Here is a 19,994-nt window from a genome sequence, read left to right on the forward strand (position 1 = left end):
GCTCAGTCGATAACKGCTGCGACGGCCTCGATCTCGACCAGCTGATCCTCGTAGCCGAGAACGGTGACACCCAGGAGTGTGCTCGGAACGTCGTGATCGCCGAATGCGTCGCGCACGACTTCCCAGGCTTCGCCTAAGTCGCTTCGCTCGGCCGATGCGACGAGAACCCGGGTGCTCAGAACGTTGCCCAGGTTGGCTCCTGCCGCAGCCAAAGCGATCACGAGGTTCTCCATGGCCTTGGCCGCCTGCGCGGCGTAGTCGCCGACGCCTGTCGTACTCCCGTCGATGTTCAGCGGGCAGGAACCGGCGAGAAAGATGAGTCGTGAGCCGGCGGGGGCTGTCGACGCATACGCATACTGAGCAACGTCCGACAGGGCGGCCGAGCGAATGAGGCTAACGGGATGAGACACACCGTCATTGTAATGGACAACCCGTCTTCGACGACTTTTCCCCTCGGCTGAACCCGCTGGCCCTAGTCTGATGAAGATGAGCGACGACATCGAGATCGGTCGAACTCCAGGCGGGCCGGCTGCCGCAGGGCCGCTCGGCGCGTGGGGAGTCAGCGGACTCGATTACCGTGCTCTCACTAGCCCGGTCGATCGGCCCGCGGTTCGCGACTACCGGCGGCAGTCTCGGCAGAGGCACGCCGCCTGGGCCGAGGGGCGAGCAGTGCGCGTTCTGGCCATCGTACTGATCGTGATCGTCGGGTTCGTGGTCTGTGCCATCGCGGCGGCCACCGTGAGCGTGATCGCCGACTTCTGGTCATCCGGCTCGAGACAGGGGGCTGTCGAGGGTAACAGTGGGTTCGAATGGTGGATGATGGTCGCCGCGCTCCTCGTCGTCGCCGTGCTCGTCGCGGTCTGGGCTGTGCGCTCCGGCCCACGCGGCAAATGGGCCAACTGGTACCGCCTCGACCGCTTCGCGCAGGCGAACCGACTCGTCGCCGAACCGCTCTCCCCCTCGCTCGACTATCCGGGTGCGATCTTCGGTCGCGGAAGTGCGCGCGCCGGTTTCGACCGCATCCACTCGAACGGTGGTCGCACGCTTGATCTCGGCAACTATCGGTACACGACGGGGTCCGGCGACGAGCGCACCACCCACAGTTGGGGATATCTGGCGTTGCAGCTTGATCGGCGGTTGCCACACATGCTGCTTGATTCCCGCTCGAACCACGGGTTGTTCGGCACCACGAACCTGCCGATCAGCGTCGCACGCAATCAACAGTTGCGTCTCGAAGGGGACTTCAACTCCTACTTCACGCTCTACTGCCCGCACGCGTACGAGCCGGATGCGCTGTATGTGTTCACGCCAGACCTGATGGCGTTGCTGATTGACAATGCCGGAGGCTTCGACGTCGAGATCATCGACGACTGGATGTTCATCTACCGCCGGACGCCCTTCACGATGACCGATCCGGCAACGCTCCAGCGCATGTTCACCATCGCCGGCACCGTCGGCACGAAGACGCTCAGCCGCACCGAACGCTACCGCGATGAACGGCTGACTGCGGCCGGGGCTCACGGAACGGACAATGCCCCTCCAGGCGCTGACGAGGTCGCGCCGGCCGGGCGTCGGCTGAAGCACAAGAACGGCTGGGTCGGCGTTGCAGCCTTCGTCGCCCTCGCACTGGCCGGGCTCTGGTTCGTGATCGGCCAGCGCTGATCAAGCGCCGCCTGGCTGCATCAGGCTGCGTCGGACGGCATCAGGCGAAACCCTCGCGCAACCGACTCGACGGTGAGACGATGACGCATGAGCACTTCATCCACTCCACACGTCGTACTGATCACCGGTACCTCCTCCGGCATCGGTTTGCACACGGCCCTGGCCGCCGCACAGGCCGGCCACACCGTGGTGGCCACGATGCGCAATCTGGACCGCTCGGATACTCTGCGCGACGCGGCCTCCGCGCTCGGCGTGCGCCTCGACATCCGCCGGCTCGACGTGACGGAGCCGCAGTGGGTATCGGATGTCGTCGGCGACGTCGTCGGCGACCACGGACGGCTCGACTCGCTGGTCAACAATGCGGGAGCCGGTCACATCGGCACGATCGAGCACGAGAACATCGACGATCTGCGCACGGTGATGGAACTGAACTTCTTCGGCACCGTCACCATGACCCGGGCCGCGCTCCCGCACCTGCGGGCGACCAAAGGTCGTCTGCTCTCGATCACGAGCGTGGGTGGAATCATCGGCCAGCCGTTCAACGAGGCGTACTGCGCCGCGAAGTTCGCCGTCGAAGGGTTCATGGAGAGCCTCGCCCCGGTTGCCGCGACGGCCGGCGTCACGGTCACGGTTGTCGAACCGGCCGCCGTGGCCTCGGCCTTCGTCGAGAACGTCGGCTTCGACCGAGAGCGCACCCACCCCGCCGATGATCCCTACGCCGACGCCCTGCGCGCGTACGTCGCGCGCACCGAAACGGCGTTCGACAACGCGCAATCGGCTGAGGATACCGGCCGTTTCATCGCGCAGCTACTGAGTGGAAGCACTCCACCGTTCCGAGTGCAGACCTCGGCTGCCGCACGCGCCTTCGTCGGAGTGAAACTCGCCGACCTCGACGGAAGCGCCGTGCAACGGATGACTGGGGCCTGGGTCAGCTGACGGCTGACTCGTCCTCGTCGTGGCCTTCGTCGCCGTGAGGAATCCCGCCAAGAACGCCGAGAATTGCCGCGCTATAGGCATCAGCCGGATCCGCCGCATCGCAGTCGACCCGCACTCCCCCGATGTCGATCACGACGCGGTACTCGTTCTCGCCCAAGCGATGAAGCGCGTGGAATCGGGGCCCGAGAAACTCACGCAGCTGATCTTCGCGGGGCAACCACAGGGCATCCTCGAGCGCCAGCGAATCGAGCGCCCACTCTGTCGTGCCGTTGAACCCGAGAATGGTGCCGGTGTCGAACTCGTGTGACTCGATCGCCATATCGCTGACCGTGAAAACATCCGTCTCGAACTCCGGCCGCTCAATGCGAAAGAAGTCACCGGATGCGGGATGCCAGGCCAAGCCGGCCTGACGCAGGGACCGAGCCGAATCGGAGGAGATCATGGCTCATTATCTGTGCGGGCCGCTCAGTGCGAAAGGGCACATGTGCAGATTGTTCACATGCTGCAACAGAAACGCGCGATGCCGTGCGTTTTTGCAACGCGAAACGGCGTGGCCCCCGGATGCCTCTGGCAACTCGGTGACCACGCCGCGCGTGTGTGGGGCTTCGGGTTAGCTGACGCCCAGCAGGTCGATCACGAAGATCAGCGTCTTGCCACCGAGACGGTGTCCCGAGCCGGCGGGTCCGTATGCCAGGTGGGGCGGAACAACGAGCTTGCGGCGTCCGCCGACCTTCATGCCGGGGATACCCTGCTGCCAACCGGCGATGAGCGACCCCAGTGGGAAGTTGATCGACTGGCCGCGACCCCAGGAGGAGTCGAATTCGTCGCCGGTGTCGAACTCGACACCGAGGTAGTGCACGTCAACCTTGGCGCCCGGCGTCGCTTCTGCGCCGTCGCCCACCACGATGTCAACAATTTCGAGAGCCTCGGGCGCGGGGCCTTCGGGGAAGTCGAGTTCAGGTTTTGAATTCAAATCAGTCATCCCACCATCCAAGCGGATTTGGCGACCTGACGCACACCGAAAAACAAATGCTTGCTTAATAGACCCCCGCGGGTGCACCCTTAAGTAAGAAAAACCCGCCGCCCCGGTTCGCTAGTCGGCATTGCCACTCGACCGGGCGGCGGGTTCTCTTTTGCCTCCTGCGCCGACCCGAATCCGCCTCGGATATCGCGCCATTTCTTTGCTCTCTCGCGCTATTTCTCCGCGGCGAACATGACGCCCGGGTTCAGGATGCCCTGCGGGTCGAACACCGCTTTCAGTTGGCGCTGCAACCCGAAACTCGTCTCGCCGAGCTCGTCGACCAGCCAGCGCTGTTTGAGCACGCCGACGCCATGCTCGCCGGTCAGCGTGCCGCCGAGCGCGAGGGCGGCACGGAACAGTTCGTCGGCGGCAGCCCAGATGTGCTCTGGCACGAGCGGGGCATCCGCTGGCTTCTCCGGGTCGAAGGGAATCACGAAATTGGGGTGCAGATTTCCGTCGCCGGCATGGGCGACGGTGGGGATGGTCACACCGGTTCGCTCACTGATCCGGGCAATCTCCTCAAACATCTCAGCCATCCGTGAGCGCGGCACCGAGACATCCTCGATCAGAACCTCGCCCTGTGCGGCCAGGGCCGGGTGCATGGCCCGGCGAATCGCGAGCAAGTTCTCCCCCGATTCCCGATCGGTCGAGAGTTCTGCGTCGCCTCCCGCGTCCCGCACAAGCTTCAGCGCCGCCTCTGCCTCGACGTGGGCGAGCGGCCCGTCGGTCTGCACCAGCAGAAAGGCGCCGTGCTCGAGCGGTAAGCCCGCCATCTTGTCGGTGCCGAGGTAGCCGGCGATCGCTCGAAGCGCCGACGGGTCGAGCAGTTCCATCACGGCCGGACGCAGACGTGCCGCAGTAATCGAAGCGGATGCTGCGGCGGCGGCGGCGACGTTGGCGAACACTGCGCCGATCGTCGCGACGTCCCCGGCGGGGCGCGCCGGCGTGCGCACCGTCGCCCCGACGATCACGCCGAGGGTTCCCTCGGAACCGGTGAACAGGGCGGTGAGGTCGTAGCCGGTGACGCCCTTGACACTGCGGTGCCCCATGTCGAGCAGACTGCCGTCAGCCAGAACCACGCGCAGCGCCAGCACGGCTTCCCTGGTCACTCCGTATTTGGCACAGAGCAGCCCGCCGGCGTTGGTGGCGATATTGCCGCCGACGGTCGAGATGGCTTTGCTGGCCGGGTCGGGGGCGAACCACAGACCGTGCGCGGCGAGCGCGTCGTTCAGGTCTTGGTTGATGACCCCCGGCTCGACGACGGCGAGCTCGTCTTCGGGTCTGATCTCGAGGATGCGATTCATACCGGCCAGGCTGAGCACGATCGAACCGTCGGTGCCGCAGGCTCCTCCGGCGAGACCGGTTCCTGCTCCCCGGGTGACGACAGGCACCCTGAATTCGCTGGCGATGCGCAGCGTGATCTGCACCTGCTCGACCGACGTCGCCGCAACCAGAGCCAGCGGCATCCCGGAGGCCTGCCAGCCCGACTTGTCGACGCGCGTGGCCTCGAGTTCGAGGGGATCGACGCTGACGATGGCGCCGAGCGCGGCCTGCAGGCGGTGGAGTGCGGTCATGCGCCTATTCTTTCGGAAAACCGGTGGTCGAGCTTGTCGAGACCGGCTCTTGAGGCCTCGACCTCGTGAATGCCGCGCATGATCTCGGCGAGACGCTCCTCCGTGTGCTCGAAGGTCCACGAGTCACGCGACGCGTTCTGCTGCATCTCGAGTGCCGAGGTGGCGACACCGCCGGCATTGGCTGCCTTGCCCGGCGCGAAGAGCACCGAAGCCTCGGCGAAAACGCGCACGGCATCCGGAGTACACGGCATGTTCGCGCCCTCGGCGACCGCGCGCACGCCGTTCGCGGCGAGAACCCGGGCGTCGTCTTCATGCAGTTCGTTCTGGGTGGCGCAGGGCAGCGCGACATCGATGCGGGTCTCGGCGGCCAGCGCCCAGATGTTTCCGCCGGCACGGTAGTCGGAGGCCGAGCCGCGCAGCGCCGCGTAGTCGGAGAGCCGACCGCGCTGGTTTTCTTTGACCTCGCGCAGCAGATCGAGGTCGATGCCGTCCTTGTCGTACACGACGCCGGCCGAGTCGGAGCAGGCCACGACGACGCCGCCGAGCTGGTGCACCTTTTCGATTGCGTAGATTGCGACGTTGCCGGAGCCGGAGACGAGCACGCGGGCGCCGTCGAAGCTTGCGCCGCGGGTGGCGAGCATCTGCTCAGTGAAGAAGACAGCGCCGTAGCCGGTGGCTTCGGTGCGGGCGCGGGATCCGCCCCAGCCCACACCCTTGCCGGTGAGAACGCCCGACTCGTAGCGGTTGGTGATGCGCTTGTACTGACCGAACAGGTAACCGATCTCACGTCCGCCGACGCCGATGTCGCCGGCGGGAACATCCGTGTACTCGCCGATGTGGCGGTAGAGCTCGGTCATGAACGACTGGCAGAAGCGCATGATCTCGAGCTCCGACTTACCCTTCGGGTCGAAGTCGCTGCCGCCCTTGCCGCCGCCGATGGGCATGCCGGTCAGGGCGTTCTTGAAGATCTGTTCGAAGCCGAGGAACTTGACGGTGCCGAGTGTCACCGAGGGGTGAAAGCGCAGGCCGCCCTTGTACGGGCCGAGTGCCGAGTTGAACTCAACTCGGAATCCACGGTTGATCTGCACGCGGTTCGAATCGTCGATCCACGGCACACGAAAAATGATCTGGCGTTCGGGCTCGCAAATGCGCTGCAGAATCGACGCATCGGCGTACTGCGGGTGTCGGAGCACAACGCGTCCGAGGGATTCGAAGACCTCACGTGTTGCCTGGTGAAACTCAACCTCACCGGCATTACGAAGCAGAACCTCATCAAAGACGTGCTGGATTGCTGGATCAATCGTGCTCATATTTCGCATCTTTCTCGCAGTTTCAGATTTCCAGAGTACCGGCTACTCTCGCGCGCGAATGACTCGACGGCGTGCCTCGGCACGGGGTCAAACTTGTACCTTTGGCACCAAGGGTTCGCCTTGTCTTTGCTCCTATTCCATAGGTTTGGCCTCAATTGGTGCTCTAGCCTGGATATGTGAAGTTTGCACATTTGAGAATTGAAGGCCAGTCTGTTCCCCGCCTCGCGGTCACCCACGGAGACGGAGCCCTCTTTCTCGACGAGGTGCTTGACGATGCACCGCGCGACCTGCAGGACCTCCTCGAAAAGGGTCAAGAGGAGATCGACCGGGTGCGTGCCCTCGTCGGCAATGCACTCGCCCATGGAACGAGCCTCACCCCGATCAGCGAGCTTCGACACTCGTCGGCCGTTCTGCGCCCGCCGCAGGTGCTCGCGATCGGCGCGAACTATGCGGCTCACTCCTCAGAGCTGAAGCTGCGCTCCGAGACGGCCGCCACCATCTTCTCGCTCTGGCCGAACTCGCTCACCGGGCACGAATCGACGATCAGCTGGCCGGCCGACCTGACCCAGGAGGTCGACTACGAGGCTGAGCTCGGTGTCATCATCGGCCGCCCGGCCCGCAATGTGTCGGTTGCCGACGCCCTCGACTACGTCTTCGGATACACCGTCGTCAACGACATCACCGCGCGCAACATTCAGTTCTCCGAAGCCCAGTGGTCGCGTTGCAAGTCATTCGACGGGTTCACTCCGACCGGCCCGGTCGTCGTCACGGCCGATGAGATCGGTGACCCGCAGGATGTCTGGCTGACCACCCACGTTGACGGGCGCATCCTGCAGGATGCCTCGAGCGGCGACATGGTGCGCACCGTTGCCGAGATCATCTCCTACCTCTCGAAGACCGCGACGCTGCTGCCCGGCACGCTGATCTCGACCGGCAGCCCGGGCGGAGCCGGCTACAGCCGCAAGCCGCAGGTGTTCTTGCGCGACGGGTCCACCGTCACGATCACAATCGACAAGATCGGCATGCTCACCACGCACTGCCGCGAGATCTAGGCGGTTTCACGCGTCGACCTCTGCCAGGCGTAGTATCCGATGAACTCGGCATGCGCGGCAGAAGGAAGGCGGGCGATGGTCACCATTTCGGTCGTGATTCCCTGCTTCAACGATGCGCAGTTTCTGAGGCAGGCACTTGCCGCGCTGGCGGCCCAGGAACGCCGGGCCGACGAGGTGATCGTGGTCGACAATGCGTCGACGGATGCCTCGGCGAGCGTGGCGCGCGCGGCGGGGGCGCGAGTGGTGTCCGAACCCCTGCGTGGAATCTGGCCGGCAGCGGCGGCCGGGTATGACGCGGCATCCGGCGATCTGATCGCGCGGATCGATGCGGATTCGGTTCCCCCTCCCAACTGGCTTGCCCAGATCGAGGACGAGTTTCGGCGCTCCCCCGAGATCGAAGTGTTGACGGGACCCGGCCGGTTCTACGACTGCGGCCCGGTCGTCGCGGCGCTCGGCGAGCACCTCTACATCGGTGCCTATTTCTGGTTCATGGGATGGTGGCTGACCGCGCCGCCGATCTTCGGATCGAACTTTGTGATGCGTCAACGGCTGTGGCAGGACGTGCGAGACCAGGTGCACCGCGGGGTGCCGAACGTGCACGACGACCTCGATCTCAGCTATCACCTCGACGTTTCGACGGTCGTGGCCTACCGGGCATCGTTGAGGGTGGGGATCTCGGCGCGGCCGTTCGACAGTTTCACCGGCTTCTTCCGTCGCATCCGTTGGGCGTTTCGCACCATGAAGCTGCACTGGTCCGATCAATCGCCGATGCATCGCCGGCAAGCGCGGCGTCAGGTTCGACGCGCAGCTCGGGCCTGACTCACCCGCCGGATGCTCGGCGGTACAACGCGACGAGGTCGCGGGCCAGCTGATGCGGAGTGGTCTCGCACGGGCTGTGCCCGGTGGGGTATTCGCGAAAGTCGGCACGGATGAACTCGGCAAGCTCCCGTTGCATCTGCACCGGCCAGAGATCGTGGCTTCCCACGGCGACGAGCATCGGCAGGCCGCTGGCCGCCAGTTCCGGGCGCAAATCCGGGGCGCTTTTCATCAGCCCGATGATGTCGTCGACACTCGCTCGCACGGTGTCGTCAAATCGTTCACGCACGAGCGGCAATCGGCCGGGCGCCGCCCGATTGAGGTTCCACTTGACCCCCCAGATGAGCAACCCGGCAATCGCGTGCGGTGTGATGACATAGCTCAGCGGGCCGATCCAGCTCACACCGCGAAAACTCTGACCGGGCTGCGGCGGCATCCCGAGAAATGCAAGCGACAAGAACATCTCGGGCTGGCGCAGATAGGCCAACTGGGCGACGAACCCGGCGAAGGAATAGCCGAGCACATGCGCCGGCGCCTGTCCGGCGTTCAAAAACGCCAAGAGATCGTCGACGAAGAGGTCGTAGTCGAACTTCTCCCCGGTCGGCGGTCCGGCTCCAGCCGATTCGTACTGCCCGGCCAGGTCGTAGCTCTCAACGTGGTACCCGGCGGCGGCAAGCAGCGGCGCGACCAGGATGAAGTCTTCCTTTGACCCCGTCGCCCCCGGAACGACCACCACGCGCTCATCGTCCGGGTCACCGAACGAGACTGCTGCCAGTGCACCGCTCGGCGCGTCGAACTGAAACGACCGAGCGCCGGGAGGAAGAATTCGCCAGTCGATGTCGGGTTCTGTCCGATCGCGAACCGCAGCCGAGTCACCCTCGTCGCCAGTCGTCCCACGAGTGCGTCGTCGCTCCCAGATCGTCACAAAGCCAGGCTACGCCTGACGTGGCATCTTCCGTGCGGCGAGGACCGCGGCCGTTCTGAAGATCAGAGTGGTGAAAGGAGCCACGGGCTCTTTCTGTCTGACATCGCATCCGTGGCGATGCCGATGATTCCGTCGAGGGCGACGCTCCGGCCACCCTTTGCCGCGCGACCCAGCACATAGCTACGCGCGAAGACCGGCCACGACGAGAAGTGCGTCGTGAGTTGGGCATCGGCGACAATGAGCCGATCATGCCGCTCCTTCGCGTCAATGAGGCCATGGTCGCAGCATAAGCGGGCGAGGGTCACCAGCCGGCCGATGTCCCAGGCCAGGATGCCCGCTCTGTAGTGTTCGGCACGGTACTCGCCGTTGATGGGATCCTTCAGAGTTCGGTACGTCTCGTCAATGCACGCGAGCATTCGAACCCCTGTTGCGAGATCGTCTTGGATCGCGTCCTCGGTCTCGTACCGCCCCGTGTTCCAGAGCGACTCTGCAATTGTGCGTACACGGTCATCGCCCGGCGTCTCGTCGTACGCACGGAAGACAATGTCGAAGATGTACCGGTCGCCCGTGTTCACGAGCCAATCGAGCGTCTCCAACGCATCGTCGCGCGAAGCGATCGACCATGCGGTCGTGAGACCGTGAGCGATGCGGCCAGAAGGGAGTCCGGTTTCGAGGCTGTCCGCAAATGCCATGATCTGCTCCGAGTTGACGAGCCCGGCGGCAAGCGCTCGTCGTTCGGCCGTCGCCAATTCCTGCTTCTGTGGCGCTCGTCGGTACTTCTTACCGGAAAGCGCCTCACGGGCAGTGCGAAGCCAGTGGGCTCCCACTATGCCTGGATCTCTTTTGCCGTGAACGACGCGTTGTCCGCTTTGTGCTTCAGCACGTCGATGAGAGTGTGGAAGTCCGCGGTGCTCGTCATGTTGTCCGCGTCGAAGGTCACCTTGGCCGGGCGCGCCGAGGGAGTGACGAGCTTCACGACATTATCGTCACCAGTGGTGACGGCAACCTTGCGGATGTCGGCGTAGGGAATGGTCGCGAGTACGCCTGTGTAGCCCCGAACCTGCGTATAGGTCAGCGCGGTCTCGTCAAGGACAATGGCCGCGCCATGTGCGCGCGCAGCTCGCTTGACGAGCAGGTTGTGGACAGTCATGAGAGTCACCAGCACACCCACGGCGGTAAGAACCGCATTCGCGACACCGTCGGGCACGTTGAGCCAGAGGGTACCGATTTTCATGTCGGGGATGGGGACGACCAGTGAGATCACAATGATGGCCGGACCGATGAGCCCGAAAATGATTTCAAGGGCAGAGAATGCAGGTTTGTAAGAGATCGATCTCATGGTGTGGTTCCCCCCGGATGTTGAGTTCGTCGTGAGATCCGCCGTCCCCGGGCGGAACTGCTGTCAGCAATGGATGCCGATCTGAGCTACCACGGAGATCTCGGATATCTCGGATATCGGAAATGATGGTTTTCCAGGTTGAAAGGCCTGGCCGTCTGTAAGCGTAGCGGACGTCGCATTGCCTCTTTCAACACCCGCAGTCTTCAGCGGACGCTTCAGCCAACGAACCGGGAAATCCACCGGTCGGGCGACGGCGTCATTGACGCCGTCGCCCGTGTGCGCGTGGTGTTGCTCAGCGAGCGTGGGCTATTCGATGATAGGAATCGTGCTGGTCTGCGTGTCGGTGACCATGCCGGACAAACGGGCCGGCTCCAGCTCCCGCATCACGTCTTCGCGGGTCATCAGCTTCGACTCGACGACGAGGTCGGCCACGTTGCGACCGGTCAGCAGCGCGGTCTTCGCCAGAGCTGCTGCAGCCGAGTATCCGATGTGCGGAATCAGCGCGGTGATCACGCCGACGCTCGATCCGACCATGGATTGCAGGCGGTCTTCGTTGGCGGTGATGCCGTCGATGCAGTTCACACGCAGCGTCCACATTGCCTGCGTCATCCAGGCCAGGCTCTGCAGCAGCGAGTGCGCGATGACGGGCTCAAAGGCGTTCAACTGCAGCTGGCCGCCTTCTGCGGCCATCGTCACCGTGACATCCGCCCCGGCCACGGCGAACGCGACCTGGTTGACGACCTCGGGAATGACCGGGTTGACCTTGCCCGGCATGATGCTCGAGCCGGCCTGCTTGGGCGGCAGGTTGATCTCACCGAATCCGGCCTGCGGTCCCGACGAGAGCAGACGCAGGTCGTTGCAAATCTTCGACAGTTTGATCGCGCTGCGCTTGAGGTTGGCGCTGAACGACATGAAACCGCCGGCGTCACTCGTCGACTCGATCAGGTCGGGCGCGGTGACGAGGTCGAGTCCCGTGATCGTGTTGAGGTGACGGATGGCGGCTGCCGCGTAACCGGGGTCGGCGGTGATGCCGGTGCCGATCGCGGTCGCGCCGAGGTTGATCTCGGCCAGCAGCCAGATCGTCTCGGTGAGGCGGTCGTAATCTTCACCGAGCGTCGTCGCGTAGCCGTGGAACTCCTGGCCGAGCGTCATCGGCACGGCATCCTGCATCTGAGTGCGGCCGACCTTCAGGATGTGGTTGAACTCGACGGCCTTGGCCGAGAAAGAGCCCTGCAGCAGCTTGAGTTCGCGCAGCAGGTGCTGCAGCGAGAAGTTGAGCGCAATCTTGATCGCGGTCGGGTAGGTGTCGTTCGTCGACTGGCTGCGGTTGACGTGGTCGATCGGGCTGAGGATGTCGTAGCGCCCCTTGGCGTACCCGGCACGTTCGAGCGCGAGGTTGCAGATGACCTCGTTGGCGTTCATGTTCGTCGAGGTTCCGGCGCCACCCTGGATGACACCGACGACGAACTCGTCGTGGTACTTGCCATCGATGATGTCCTGGCAGGCCGCGTCGATCCAGCCGGCCTTCTCGGGGCTCAGCGCGCCGATCTCCTTGTTGGCACGGGCGCAGGCTTGCTTGACCGAAGCGAGGGCAACGATGAAGTCGGGGTAGACCGAGATCGGCCGCTTGGCGATCGGAAAGTTATCCATCGCTCGCTTGGTGTGCACACCCCAATAGGCGTTCTCGGGAACCTCAAGTGCTCCGAGCGAATCCCGTTCGAGCCGGAACCCGGGTCGGGCCACGTCGGCATCGACTGCCGGTGGGGTAGTTGAATCGATGATGATCTCCGACTGCGCTGACGGGTTTTCGGACACGCGAGTTGACACTATGGCTCCATTGCCGATGGGGGGCGAGCTTGTGGCTCCTGACTCATCAACCCTATCGCGGGCACCTGACCGTTGCCGAAGCCGAGGCGTGCCTGTAGAGCGTGGTTGACGCACAAAAACGCCGCCAGACGCACACATCGTGTGCGGCTGGCGGCGGAATCCGACAGAGTGACCGTCGATCGAGCGAAGACGAGCGCTACAGAACGAACGCGAACGGCACCAGGGCCAGGCCGAGGCCGACGAAGAGCAAACCGAGGAGAACCCACCCGGCGATCATCACGGCGTTCAACACGATGCCCCAGATGGCCATGGTGCGGTTGGCGGGCTCACGGCTGAGGGCCATGATTCCGGTGACCAGGCCGGCGACCGGGGCGAAGAAGGTCCAGCCGGCGAAGATCGACACCAGCCCGAGCACGAGGCTCGAGAGGCCGAGTGCGCGTCCTTCTGTCACCGGCGCGGGGCCGGGGGTCGGGTTCCAGGCCTGACCCGGTGCGTGCCCGAACTCGGCGGCCGGTGCCTGACCGGATTCCGGTGCGGGTGCCTGCGCGGGAGCGGGGTAGGCGGCTGTGGTTGACATGAGAGTGTTCTCCTGAATCGTTGTTGAGTTGCTTGTGCAACGTGTGATCAACGTTACGGATGCCGAGGCCGTGTCGGCATGGGGCTATCCCCCGAATGCGAGCGCTGCTTCTCCCCCGCATCCGAGCGGTGATTCTCCCCCCGGTTTCCGCTCTCCTCGCTCACGCGTGCGCTCACATCGTCGCTGTCCCGACGGAGAGCCGACGATATGAGCGCACGCGCCACTGGCGCAGGCGCGCGTAACGAGAAGCGGGCTAGAAGCCGAGCGTCGCCTCGATCGGACCACGCACGAAGTAGATCAGGAAGCCGGCTGCGACAACCCAGAGCAACGGGCTGATCTCCTTGGCCTTGCCCGAGAGCGAACGCACCAGCACATAGCTGATGAAGCCGGCGCCGATACCGTTGGCAATCGAGTAGGTGAGCGGCATCACGGTGATCGTGAGGAACACCGGCAGCACGACCGAGAACTCGCTGAAGTCGATGAAGCGAATCTGCGACACCATCATCGCACCGACGATCACCAGCGCGGCACTGGCCACCTCGAGCGGGACGATCTGGGTCAGCGGCGTGAAGAACATCGCGGCGAGGAACAGCACACCCGTGACGATGTTCGCGAACCCGGTGCGCGCACCTTCGCCGATGCCGGCGCCGGACTCCACGAAGACGGTGTTCGACGAGGCGGATGCCGCGCCACCGGCGACAGCACCGATGCCTTCCACGATCAGGGCCGACTTCAGGCGCGGGAAGTTGCCGTTCTTGTCGGCGAGCCCCGACTCGTTGGCGAGCCCGGTCATGGTGCCCATGGCGTCGAAGAAGTTGGTGAAGACCAGGGTGAAGATGAGCATCACGGCGGCGAGCATGCCGATGCGCTCGAACGCGCCGAAGCTGAACTGGCCGACCAGGCTGAGGTCGGGAACCGAGACGATGCTGGTCGGCAGCACGGGAGCGTTCAGGTTCCACCCGGCCGGGTTGGTGCCGAGCGACGGGCCGACCTTGAAGATGGCCTCCAGGATGATGGCGAGAACCGTCGTGGCGACGATGCCGATCAGCAGCGCGGCCTTCACCTTCCGGGCGACCAGAATGCCGATGAGGATGAGTCCGATGACGAATGTTGCCGTCGGAAGCGTGGTGACGGATCCGTTGTCGCCCAACTGAACCGGAGGACCGGCGGGGCTGGCACGCACGAAACCGGAGTTGACCAATCCGATGAAGGCGATGAACATACCGATACCGACGGTGATCGCGATCTTCAGCTGCTGGGGAACGGCGTTGAAGATCAGCGAGCGCAGACCGGTCGACGCCAGCAGCACGATGATCAGACCGTTGATGATGACGAGGCCCATGGCTTCCGGCCAGGTCACCTGTCCGACCACGCTGACGGCGAGGAACGAGTTGATGCCGAGGCCGGCTGCGAAACCGTAGGGCAAACGAGCGATGAGACCGAAGAGGATCGTCATCACACCGGCGGTCAGCGCGGTGACCGCGGCGACCTGCGAGTTGGGCAGCCAGTTGCCGAGCACGTCGAGCGGTGCCTGGTCGGCGCTGAAGCCACCGAGGATCAGCGGATTCAGGATGACGATGTAGGCCATCGTGACGAAGGTCACCAGGCCGCCGCGCACTTCCTTGCCCCAGGTTGACCCGCGTGAGCTGATCTCGAAGTAGTTGTCGATCCGGGCCTTCATGCCCGTTTTCGGCACTGCCGGGGACGTGGGGGTTTGTGTACTGGTAATGATCTTCTCCTGGGCCAGTTCGGCGGATTCTCAGGGAATAAGTCTAAACGCCCTGGCGCGTCCACCCCGCCACGGTGTATCTTTCCGCATTTCAACCCGGCTGGCGCCCACTACGATCGGCAAGGATCTAAATCGAATTGGAACGAGGAACTATGGCGCTGCCCTGGAAACTGCACGGCGACGGTAAGACTGTCGGAGTATCGGATGTTGTCGCACCCGACGAAAGAATGACCTGGCCGCGCACGATCGGGATCGGAGCCCAGCACGTCGTCGCGATGTTCGGCGCCACCTTCCTCGTTCCGATTCTCACCGGGTTTCCCCCGTCGACGACCTTGCTGTTCTCCGGTATCGGCACGCTGCTCTTTCTGCTGATCACCCGCAATAAGCTGCCCAGCTATTTGGGCTCCTCGTTTGCGTTCATTGCCCCGATCACCGCGGCGACCGCAACGGCCGGCATGGGCAGCGCCCTGTTCGGCATCGTCGTCGTCGGCGCGCTGCTGGCCATCGTCGGCGTGATCGTTCAGCTCACCGGCACCGGCTGGATCGACGCACTGATGCCTCCCGTCGTCGCCGGCGCCATTGTGGCGCTGATCGGCTTCAACCTGGCACCCGCCGCTCGCGATAACTTCGACAAGGCACCGCTCACCGCGCTGATCACCCTTCTCGCCGTCATCCTCTGCACCGTCATCTTCCGTGGCATTCTCGGTCGCCTCTCGATCTTCCTCGGCGTGATCGTCGGCTACATCGCCGCCGTTCTCTTCGGCCAGGTCGACTTCAGCAGCGTCGCGGATGCCGCCTGGTTCGGACTCCCCGAGTTCAACTCGCCGGACAACCCGTTCACGAACCCGGCAGTGCTCGGCGTTCTGCCCGCTTTCCTGCCCGTCGTGCTCGTGCTGATCGCCGAGAACGTCGGACACATCAAGGGGGTTGCCCAGATGACCGACCCGAGCGTTAACAAGCAGACGGGCCGGGCTCTGATGGCCGACGGCCTGGCCACCGTTCTCGCCGGATTCGGCGGCGGTTCGGCCACCACGACCTACGGCGAGAACATCGGCGTGATGGCGGCCACCCGCATCTACTCCACGGCCGCCTACTGGGTTGCCGGCATCGTCGCGATCGCCCTCGGCCTCTCCCCCAAGGTCGGCGCCGTCATCAACACGATTCCGCCGGGAGTCCTCGGCGGCGTCACGACGGCTTTGTACGGCCTGATCGGCATCATCGGTGTGAAGATCTGGCTCGACAACAAGGTGGACTTCTCGCGCCCGGTGAACCAGTTCACCGCTGCGACGGCGCTGATCATCGGTATCGCCAACTTCACGTTCAGCATCGGAACGCTGACTTTCAACGGCATCGCACTCGGCACGATCGCGGCCATCGTGATCTACCACCTGATGAACTGGGTCGGCCGCCTGCGCGGAACCCTGTAGTCACGCAGCCGGGGCCTGGCAGCAGCGCCCCGGCAGACGAAACGGCCCGCACCCCAGAAGGGATGCGGGCCGTTTCGCGTACGGGGAGCTATGAACCGTGCAACGCCGGCACGATCAAGTAGATGCCGTAGAGCACCGCGGCGCCACAGACCGCGAAACAGAGGTATGCACCGATGACGGCCACACGCTTCTGAGAATCGGTGAGCGGGTTCGCCGCGGCGGCCTTGCGGGCACGCTTGGCTTCTTTCGCCGCCCGAGCCGGCGTCAGAATTGTGATGGCACCGGTGAACTCGGCCGGCTCGACCATCGGGATGCGACCCGCGGTGGTCAGCAGACGCAGCCCGAGGGCGAAGAAGAAGACGAGCACACAGGCGGAGACCAGTGTGACTACGGCGACCTGAATGAAGGCGATCCACTCGTTCACTGTGCGACCTTCTTTCGTTCGCTCCGCGACGGCTTGCGGGGGGTCTTCTTGATCGACACAACCTGACCGGCATCATCGATGTCGTTCACGTTGACCGCGTTGTGGTGCGAGATGCTTTCCTTGCGCGACCAGAGGAAAATACCGCCGATCACGATGGTGCCGAGCACCACGTCAATCAGAATTCCGATCGGTCCGAGCAAGGCCAGGCCGGCCGCGAATGCGCCCATGATGGCCGAAGCCGGAAGGGTGAGCACCCAGCCGAGCGCGATCTTGCCGGCCATGCCCCAGCGCACCGTCGAACCGCGACGGCCGAGGCCGGAACCGATGACCGAACCCGAGGCGACCTGCGTGGTCGAGAGGGCGAAGCCCAAGTGGCTGGACGCGAGAATCGCGGCAGCGGTGCTGGTCTCGGCGGCGAAGCCCTGAGCCGGCTTGACCTCGGTCAGGCCGCTTCCCATGGTGCGGATGATGCGCCATCCGCCGGAGTAGGTGCCGATCGCAATCGCGAGAGCACAGGCCGCGATGACCCAGAACGGCGGCGGGCTGCCTGCAGCCAGGAACCCGCCGGAGATCAAGGTGAGCGTGATCACACCCATCGTCTTCTGCGCATCGTTGGTTCCGTGCGCCAAAGCGACGAGCGACGACGAGAAGATCTGTGCGTAGCGGAAGCCGCCGCGACCATCGGGCTTGCCGATGTCGCGACGCGTGACCGCATAGGCGATCTTGGTCGCAGCGAAGGCGGCGAGGCCGGCGATCAACGGTGCGATCAGGGCCGGCAGGATGACCTTGGCCACCACGACGTCGAAGTTCACCGCGCCGATCCCGGCACCGATGATTGCCGCACCGATCAAACCACCGAACAAGGCGTGGCTCGAGCTCGACGGCAACCCGCGAAGCCAGGTGATCAGGTTCCAGACGATCGCGCCGATCAGACCGGCGAAGATGAGTTCCGGGGTGATAGCGACCCCGCCCTCGCCCTCATTGATCAGCCCGTTCGAAATTGTCGTAGCGACAGCTGTCGAGAGGAAGGCACCAATCAGGTTGAGGATTGCTGCGACGGTAACTGCAACCTTCGGTCGCATGGCGCCGGTGGCGATGGGCGTAGCCATCGCATTCGCGGTGTCATGAAATCCGTTGGTGAAGTCAAATACAAGTGCCAGTACGATGACCAGCACGACGATGAGAGTGAAGTCCACCGGCGTCTTTCTCTGCGTTTATGAACCGTTGTGATCGACTACGAGAGCCGGGGATTCAGACGTATTACGGGAGCCGCGATTCGGACCCGTATGATCCTGACACTCACGGCCAGGCTGGTCAACTTGAGCGGAGTGTTCTACGACAGTTGCCAGGTCCGCTCCGAACGTGAAATCGGCAACTATCGGTATTCCAGCAAGAACTCCGGGGAGCCAATGCTTCGCGTCGTCCCACATTTCTGCGAGCGGAATCGCGTCGAGGTCGAACCATTCCGGGTTCAACTCGTCGGATTCCGTGGGCGTTCCCGACCAGGTCGAGCAGACGAAAACGCTTGACTCCTGGCTCCATGCCAAACGATGCGGGAACCAGTAGCTCAGGCGCCCCATCGGCACGAGATCTGACGCACGTACTGTGAGACCCGATTCCTCGTGGATCTCGCGCACTGCGGCATCCACCGGGGTCTCCCCCGGTTCGAGCTTGCCGCCGAGTCCGACGAAGTTTCCGAGACCGAGGCCCTTCTTCTTGCGTCCCAGCAAGACCTGGGTGCGTCCATCGCCCGTCTGGCGGAGCAGGTAGCTCACGCAAACCTGAGGCAACGTCATGGTTCCAGCGTAGCGGGCCACCCCCGGGCGAACCTGGCTTATTCCAGAGTGCGCCCTGTGCGGCCGCCACAGTTCCCCACACAGAACGCGAACCTGGCTTATTCCAGAGTGCGCCCTGTGCGGCCGCCACAGTTCCCCGCACAGAAGGCTGCCACGCGGACTCAGTTAGGCTCTGCACATGGACTTTGTGCCCGAATCAGGAACCATCACCATGTTCACCACGAGCTGGTGCGGCTATTGCAGCCGCTTGAAAACCCAACTCGACAAGGTCGGCATCGGCTACAGCGAGGTCAACATCGAAGACGTCGACGGTACCGCCGAACTCGTGATGAGCCTGAATGGCGGCAACCAGACGGTGCCGACCGTGCTGTTTCCGGATGGTTCGGCCGCGACCAACCCGTCGCTAGCGCAGGTTCAGGCCAAACTCGCCTGAACCCCCGCCGCGCGGCAGTCGACCTCCACGTGGTCGGGAGACCGATAGTCGGTCGGTCGCTTCTTAACCGAAGAGAACTGCCGCCTCGTCGTAGCGATCCTGCGGAACCGTCTTCAGGCCGCCGGTGGCTTCCTTGATGCTGACGATCTCGATCTCAGTGCCCTTGAGCGAGACCATCGAGCCCCACTGCTTGGCCTGGATGGCGTCGATGGCGGCCATGCCCAGACGAGTGGCGAGCACGCGGTCATAGGCCGACGGAGCGCCTCCACGCTGGGTGTGACCGAGAACCGTTGCACGGGATTCGATTCCGGTGCGCTCTTCGATCATCGGGGCGATCAATTCGCTGATCCCGCCGAGACGCGGACGGTTGAAGGCGTCGAGCCCCTTGTGCGAGTGGGCCTCTTCCATTCCGGCGAGCAAGAAGCCCTCTGACACGACGATGACCGGCGCACGGCCGCGGTCGCGCACGTGCTCGACCCATTCGCAAATCTGCTCGATGGTCTGCGGCTGCTCGGGAATCAGAATGGCGTGAGCGCCGCCGGCCATACCGGAGTGCAGGGCGATCCAGCCGACGTGGCGTCCCATGACCTCGATGACCATGCAGCGACCGTGCGATTCGGCGGTGGTGCGCAGGCGGTCGATGGCTTCGGTTGCGATCTCGACGGCCGTGTCGAATCCGAACGAGTAGTCGGTGGCGGCCAGGTCGTTGTCGATGGTCTTCGGCACGCCGACGATCTTGATTCCGGCATCCGTCAGACGCTGGGCAGCGGCGAGCGTTCCTTCGCCGCCGATCGCGATGATCGCGTCGATGCCCTGAGCGTCGAGACGCTTCTGGATGTTCTCCGGCCCGCCGTGCTCGCCCTCGAACGGGTTGGTGCGGGAGCTGCCCAGAATCGTGCCGCCCTGCTTCGAGAGGCCACGCACGCTGTGACGGTCGAGAGGCATGAAGTCGCCCTCGACGAGGCCGCGCCAGCCGTTGCGGATGCCGACGAACTCGTCGTCGTGAATGCGCACGCCCTTCAAAACGGCACCGCGGATAACAGCGTTCAAGCCGGGGCAGTCTCCACCGCTGGTGAGGATACCGATTTTCATAGTGGCCGCTCTTTCATGGAACAGGAGGGAATCGAAAAACGGCGCCATTACCGT

The 19,994-nt window shown here is 64.2% G+C and carries 21 protein-coding genes; 6 read left to right on the forward strand and 15 right to left on the reverse strand.

Translation table 11 applies throughout. The features are described from left to right. Positions 1-2 precede the first annotated feature (2 nt). A complete protein-coding gene (locus AB4Y63_RS11230; protein ID WP_441791128.1) occupies positions 3-410 on the reverse strand; it encodes a RidA family protein in 408 nt (135 codons plus the stop codon). Between the two features lie 76 nt (positions 411-486). On the opposite strand from AB4Y63_RS11230, the gene AB4Y63_RS11235 reads away from it, so the two are divergent. Next, complete coding sequence (locus AB4Y63_RS11235) at positions 487-1,662, forward strand: hypothetical protein (protein ID WP_441791129.1); 1,176 nt, start codon at positions 487-489, stop codon at positions 1,660-1,662. 87 nt (positions 1,663-1,749) lie between these two features. Further along, positions 1,750-2,598, forward strand: a complete 849-nt coding sequence (locus AB4Y63_RS11240; protein WP_441791130.1) for an SDR family NAD(P)-dependent oxidoreductase — start codon at positions 1,750-1,752, stop codon at positions 2,596-2,598. On the opposite strand, the gene AB4Y63_RS11245 is transcribed toward AB4Y63_RS11240, so the two are convergent. The 4 genes from AB4Y63_RS11245 to gdhA all read right to left on the reverse strand — a co-directional run bounded on the left by AB4Y63_RS11245 (position 2,591) and on the right by gdhA (position 6,503). After that, complete coding sequence (locus AB4Y63_RS11245) at positions 2,591-3,040, reverse strand: hypothetical protein (protein WP_441791131.1); 450 nt, start codon at positions 3,038-3,040, stop codon at positions 2,591-2,593. The genes AB4Y63_RS11240 and AB4Y63_RS11245 overlap by 8 nt on opposite strands. Positions 3,041-3,208: 168 nt before the next feature. Further along, positions 3,209-3,580 carry an FKBP-type peptidyl-prolyl cis-trans isomerase gene (locus AB4Y63_RS11250; RefSeq protein ID WP_441791132.1) on the reverse strand — a complete coding sequence of 124 codons (372 nt, stop codon included), beginning with the start codon at positions 3,578-3,580 and terminating at the stop codon, positions 3,209-3,211. 212 nt (positions 3,581-3,792) lie between these two features. Then, a complete protein-coding gene (locus AB4Y63_RS11255; protein ID WP_441791133.1) occupies positions 3,793-5,193 on the reverse strand; it encodes an FAD-binding oxidoreductase in 1,401 nt (466 codons plus the stop codon). Continuing rightward, positions 5,190-6,503: an NADP-specific glutamate dehydrogenase gene (gene gdhA / locus AB4Y63_RS11260; protein WP_441791134.1), complete on the reverse strand. Its 1,314-nt coding sequence runs from the start codon at positions 6,501-6,503 to the stop codon at positions 5,190-5,192. The genes AB4Y63_RS11255 and gdhA overlap by 4 nt, the downstream gene beginning before the upstream one ends. Positions 6,504-6,679: 176 nt before the next feature. Here gdhA and AB4Y63_RS11265 point away from each other — a divergent pair, with 176 nt between their 5' ends. Together AB4Y63_RS11265 and AB4Y63_RS11270 are read left to right on the forward strand one after the other, a co-directional pair. Then, entirely contained in the window at positions 6,680-7,555 is an 876-nt protein-coding gene (locus AB4Y63_RS11265) for a fumarylacetoacetate hydrolase family protein (RefSeq protein WP_441791135.1), read from the forward strand. 75 nt (positions 7,556-7,630) lie between these two features. After that, on the forward strand, positions 7,631-8,374 hold the full coding sequence (locus AB4Y63_RS11270) for a glycosyltransferase family 2 protein (RefSeq protein WP_441791136.1): 744 nt from the start codon (positions 7,631-7,633) through the stop codon (positions 8,372-8,374). Between the two features lies 1 nt (position 8,375). On the opposite strand, the gene AB4Y63_RS11275 is transcribed toward AB4Y63_RS11270, so the two are convergent. The 6 genes from AB4Y63_RS11275 to AB4Y63_RS11300 form a co-directional block, all read right to left on the reverse strand. Further along, positions 8,376-9,296, reverse strand: a complete 921-nt coding sequence (locus AB4Y63_RS11275; protein ID WP_441791137.1) for an alpha/beta fold hydrolase — start codon at positions 9,294-9,296, stop codon at positions 8,376-8,378. 62 nt (positions 9,297-9,358) lie between these two features. Beyond that, the gene (locus AB4Y63_RS11280) at positions 9,359-10,123 is read right to left on the reverse strand and encodes a DUF1266 domain-containing protein (RefSeq protein ID WP_441791138.1); all 765 of its coding nucleotides are present in this window, start codon (positions 10,121-10,123) and stop codon (positions 9,359-9,361) included. Then, complete coding sequence (locus AB4Y63_RS11285; RefSeq protein ID WP_441791139.1) at positions 10,123-10,635, reverse strand: hypothetical protein; 513 nt, start codon at positions 10,633-10,635, stop codon at positions 10,123-10,125. Before AB4Y63_RS11285 ends, AB4Y63_RS11280 begins: the two co-directional genes overlap by 1 nt. Positions 10,636-10,941: 306 nt before the next feature. Then, positions 10,942-12,414 carry an aspartate ammonia-lyase gene (locus AB4Y63_RS11290; RefSeq protein ID WP_441791452.1) on the reverse strand — a complete coding sequence of 491 codons (1,473 nt, stop codon included), beginning with the start codon at positions 12,412-12,414 and terminating at the stop codon, positions 10,942-10,944. A gap of 244 nt (positions 12,415-12,658) precedes the next feature. Then, positions 12,659-13,039, reverse strand: a complete 381-nt coding sequence (locus AB4Y63_RS11295; RefSeq protein WP_441791140.1) for a DUF4190 domain-containing protein — start codon at positions 13,037-13,039, stop codon at positions 12,659-12,661. A gap of 253 nt (positions 13,040-13,292) precedes the next feature. Continuing rightward, complete coding sequence (locus AB4Y63_RS11300; RefSeq protein ID WP_441791141.1) at positions 13,293-14,720, reverse strand: NCS2 family permease; 1,428 nt, start codon at positions 14,718-14,720, stop codon at positions 13,293-13,295. Between the two features lie 200 nt (positions 14,721-14,920). Between AB4Y63_RS11300 and AB4Y63_RS11305 the strand changes: the two genes are divergently transcribed. After that, on the forward strand, positions 14,921-16,195 hold the full coding sequence (locus tag AB4Y63_RS11305; protein WP_441791453.1) for a uracil-xanthine permease family protein: 1,275 nt from the start codon (positions 14,921-14,923) through the stop codon (positions 16,193-16,195). Positions 16,196-16,283: 88 nt separating this feature from the next. On the opposite strand, the gene AB4Y63_RS11310 is transcribed toward AB4Y63_RS11305, so the two are convergent. The 3 genes from AB4Y63_RS11310 to AB4Y63_RS11320 are packed head-to-tail and all read right to left on the reverse strand — an operon-like array spanning position 16,284 to position 18,415. After that, entirely contained in the window at positions 16,284-16,619 is a 336-nt protein-coding gene (locus tag AB4Y63_RS11310; RefSeq protein WP_441791142.1) for a peptidase, read from the reverse strand. Beyond that, positions 16,616-17,815, reverse strand: coding sequence for an anion permease (locus AB4Y63_RS11315; RefSeq protein ID WP_441791143.1), 1,200 nt, complete (start codon positions 17,813-17,815; stop codon positions 16,616-16,618). Before AB4Y63_RS11315 ends, AB4Y63_RS11310 begins: the two co-directional genes overlap by 4 nt. 18 nt (positions 17,816-17,833) lie before the next feature. Next, the gene (locus AB4Y63_RS11320; RefSeq protein ID WP_441791144.1) at positions 17,834-18,415 is read right to left on the reverse strand and encodes an 8-oxo-dGTP diphosphatase; all 582 of its coding nucleotides are present in this window, start codon (positions 18,413-18,415) and stop codon (positions 17,834-17,836) included. A gap of 178 nt (positions 18,416-18,593) precedes the next feature. Between AB4Y63_RS11320 and AB4Y63_RS11325 the strand changes: the two genes are divergently transcribed. After that, the gene (locus AB4Y63_RS11325) at positions 18,594-18,848 is read left to right on the forward strand and encodes a mycoredoxin (protein ID WP_441791145.1); all 255 of its coding nucleotides are present in this window, start codon (positions 18,594-18,596) and stop codon (positions 18,846-18,848) included. 63 nt (positions 18,849-18,911) lie between these two features. On the opposite strand, the gene AB4Y63_RS11330 is transcribed toward AB4Y63_RS11325, so the two are convergent. Continuing rightward, positions 18,912-19,940 carry a 6-phosphofructokinase gene (locus AB4Y63_RS11330; RefSeq protein ID WP_441791146.1) on the reverse strand — a complete coding sequence of 343 codons (1,029 nt, stop codon included), beginning with the start codon at positions 19,938-19,940 and terminating at the stop codon, positions 18,912-18,914. Positions 19,941-19,994 lie beyond the last annotated feature (54 nt).

Source organism: Leifsonia sp. YAF41 (assembly GCF_052113185.1).
Lineage (GTDB): Bacteria > Actinomycetota > Actinomycetes > Actinomycetales > Microbacteriaceae > Cryobacterium.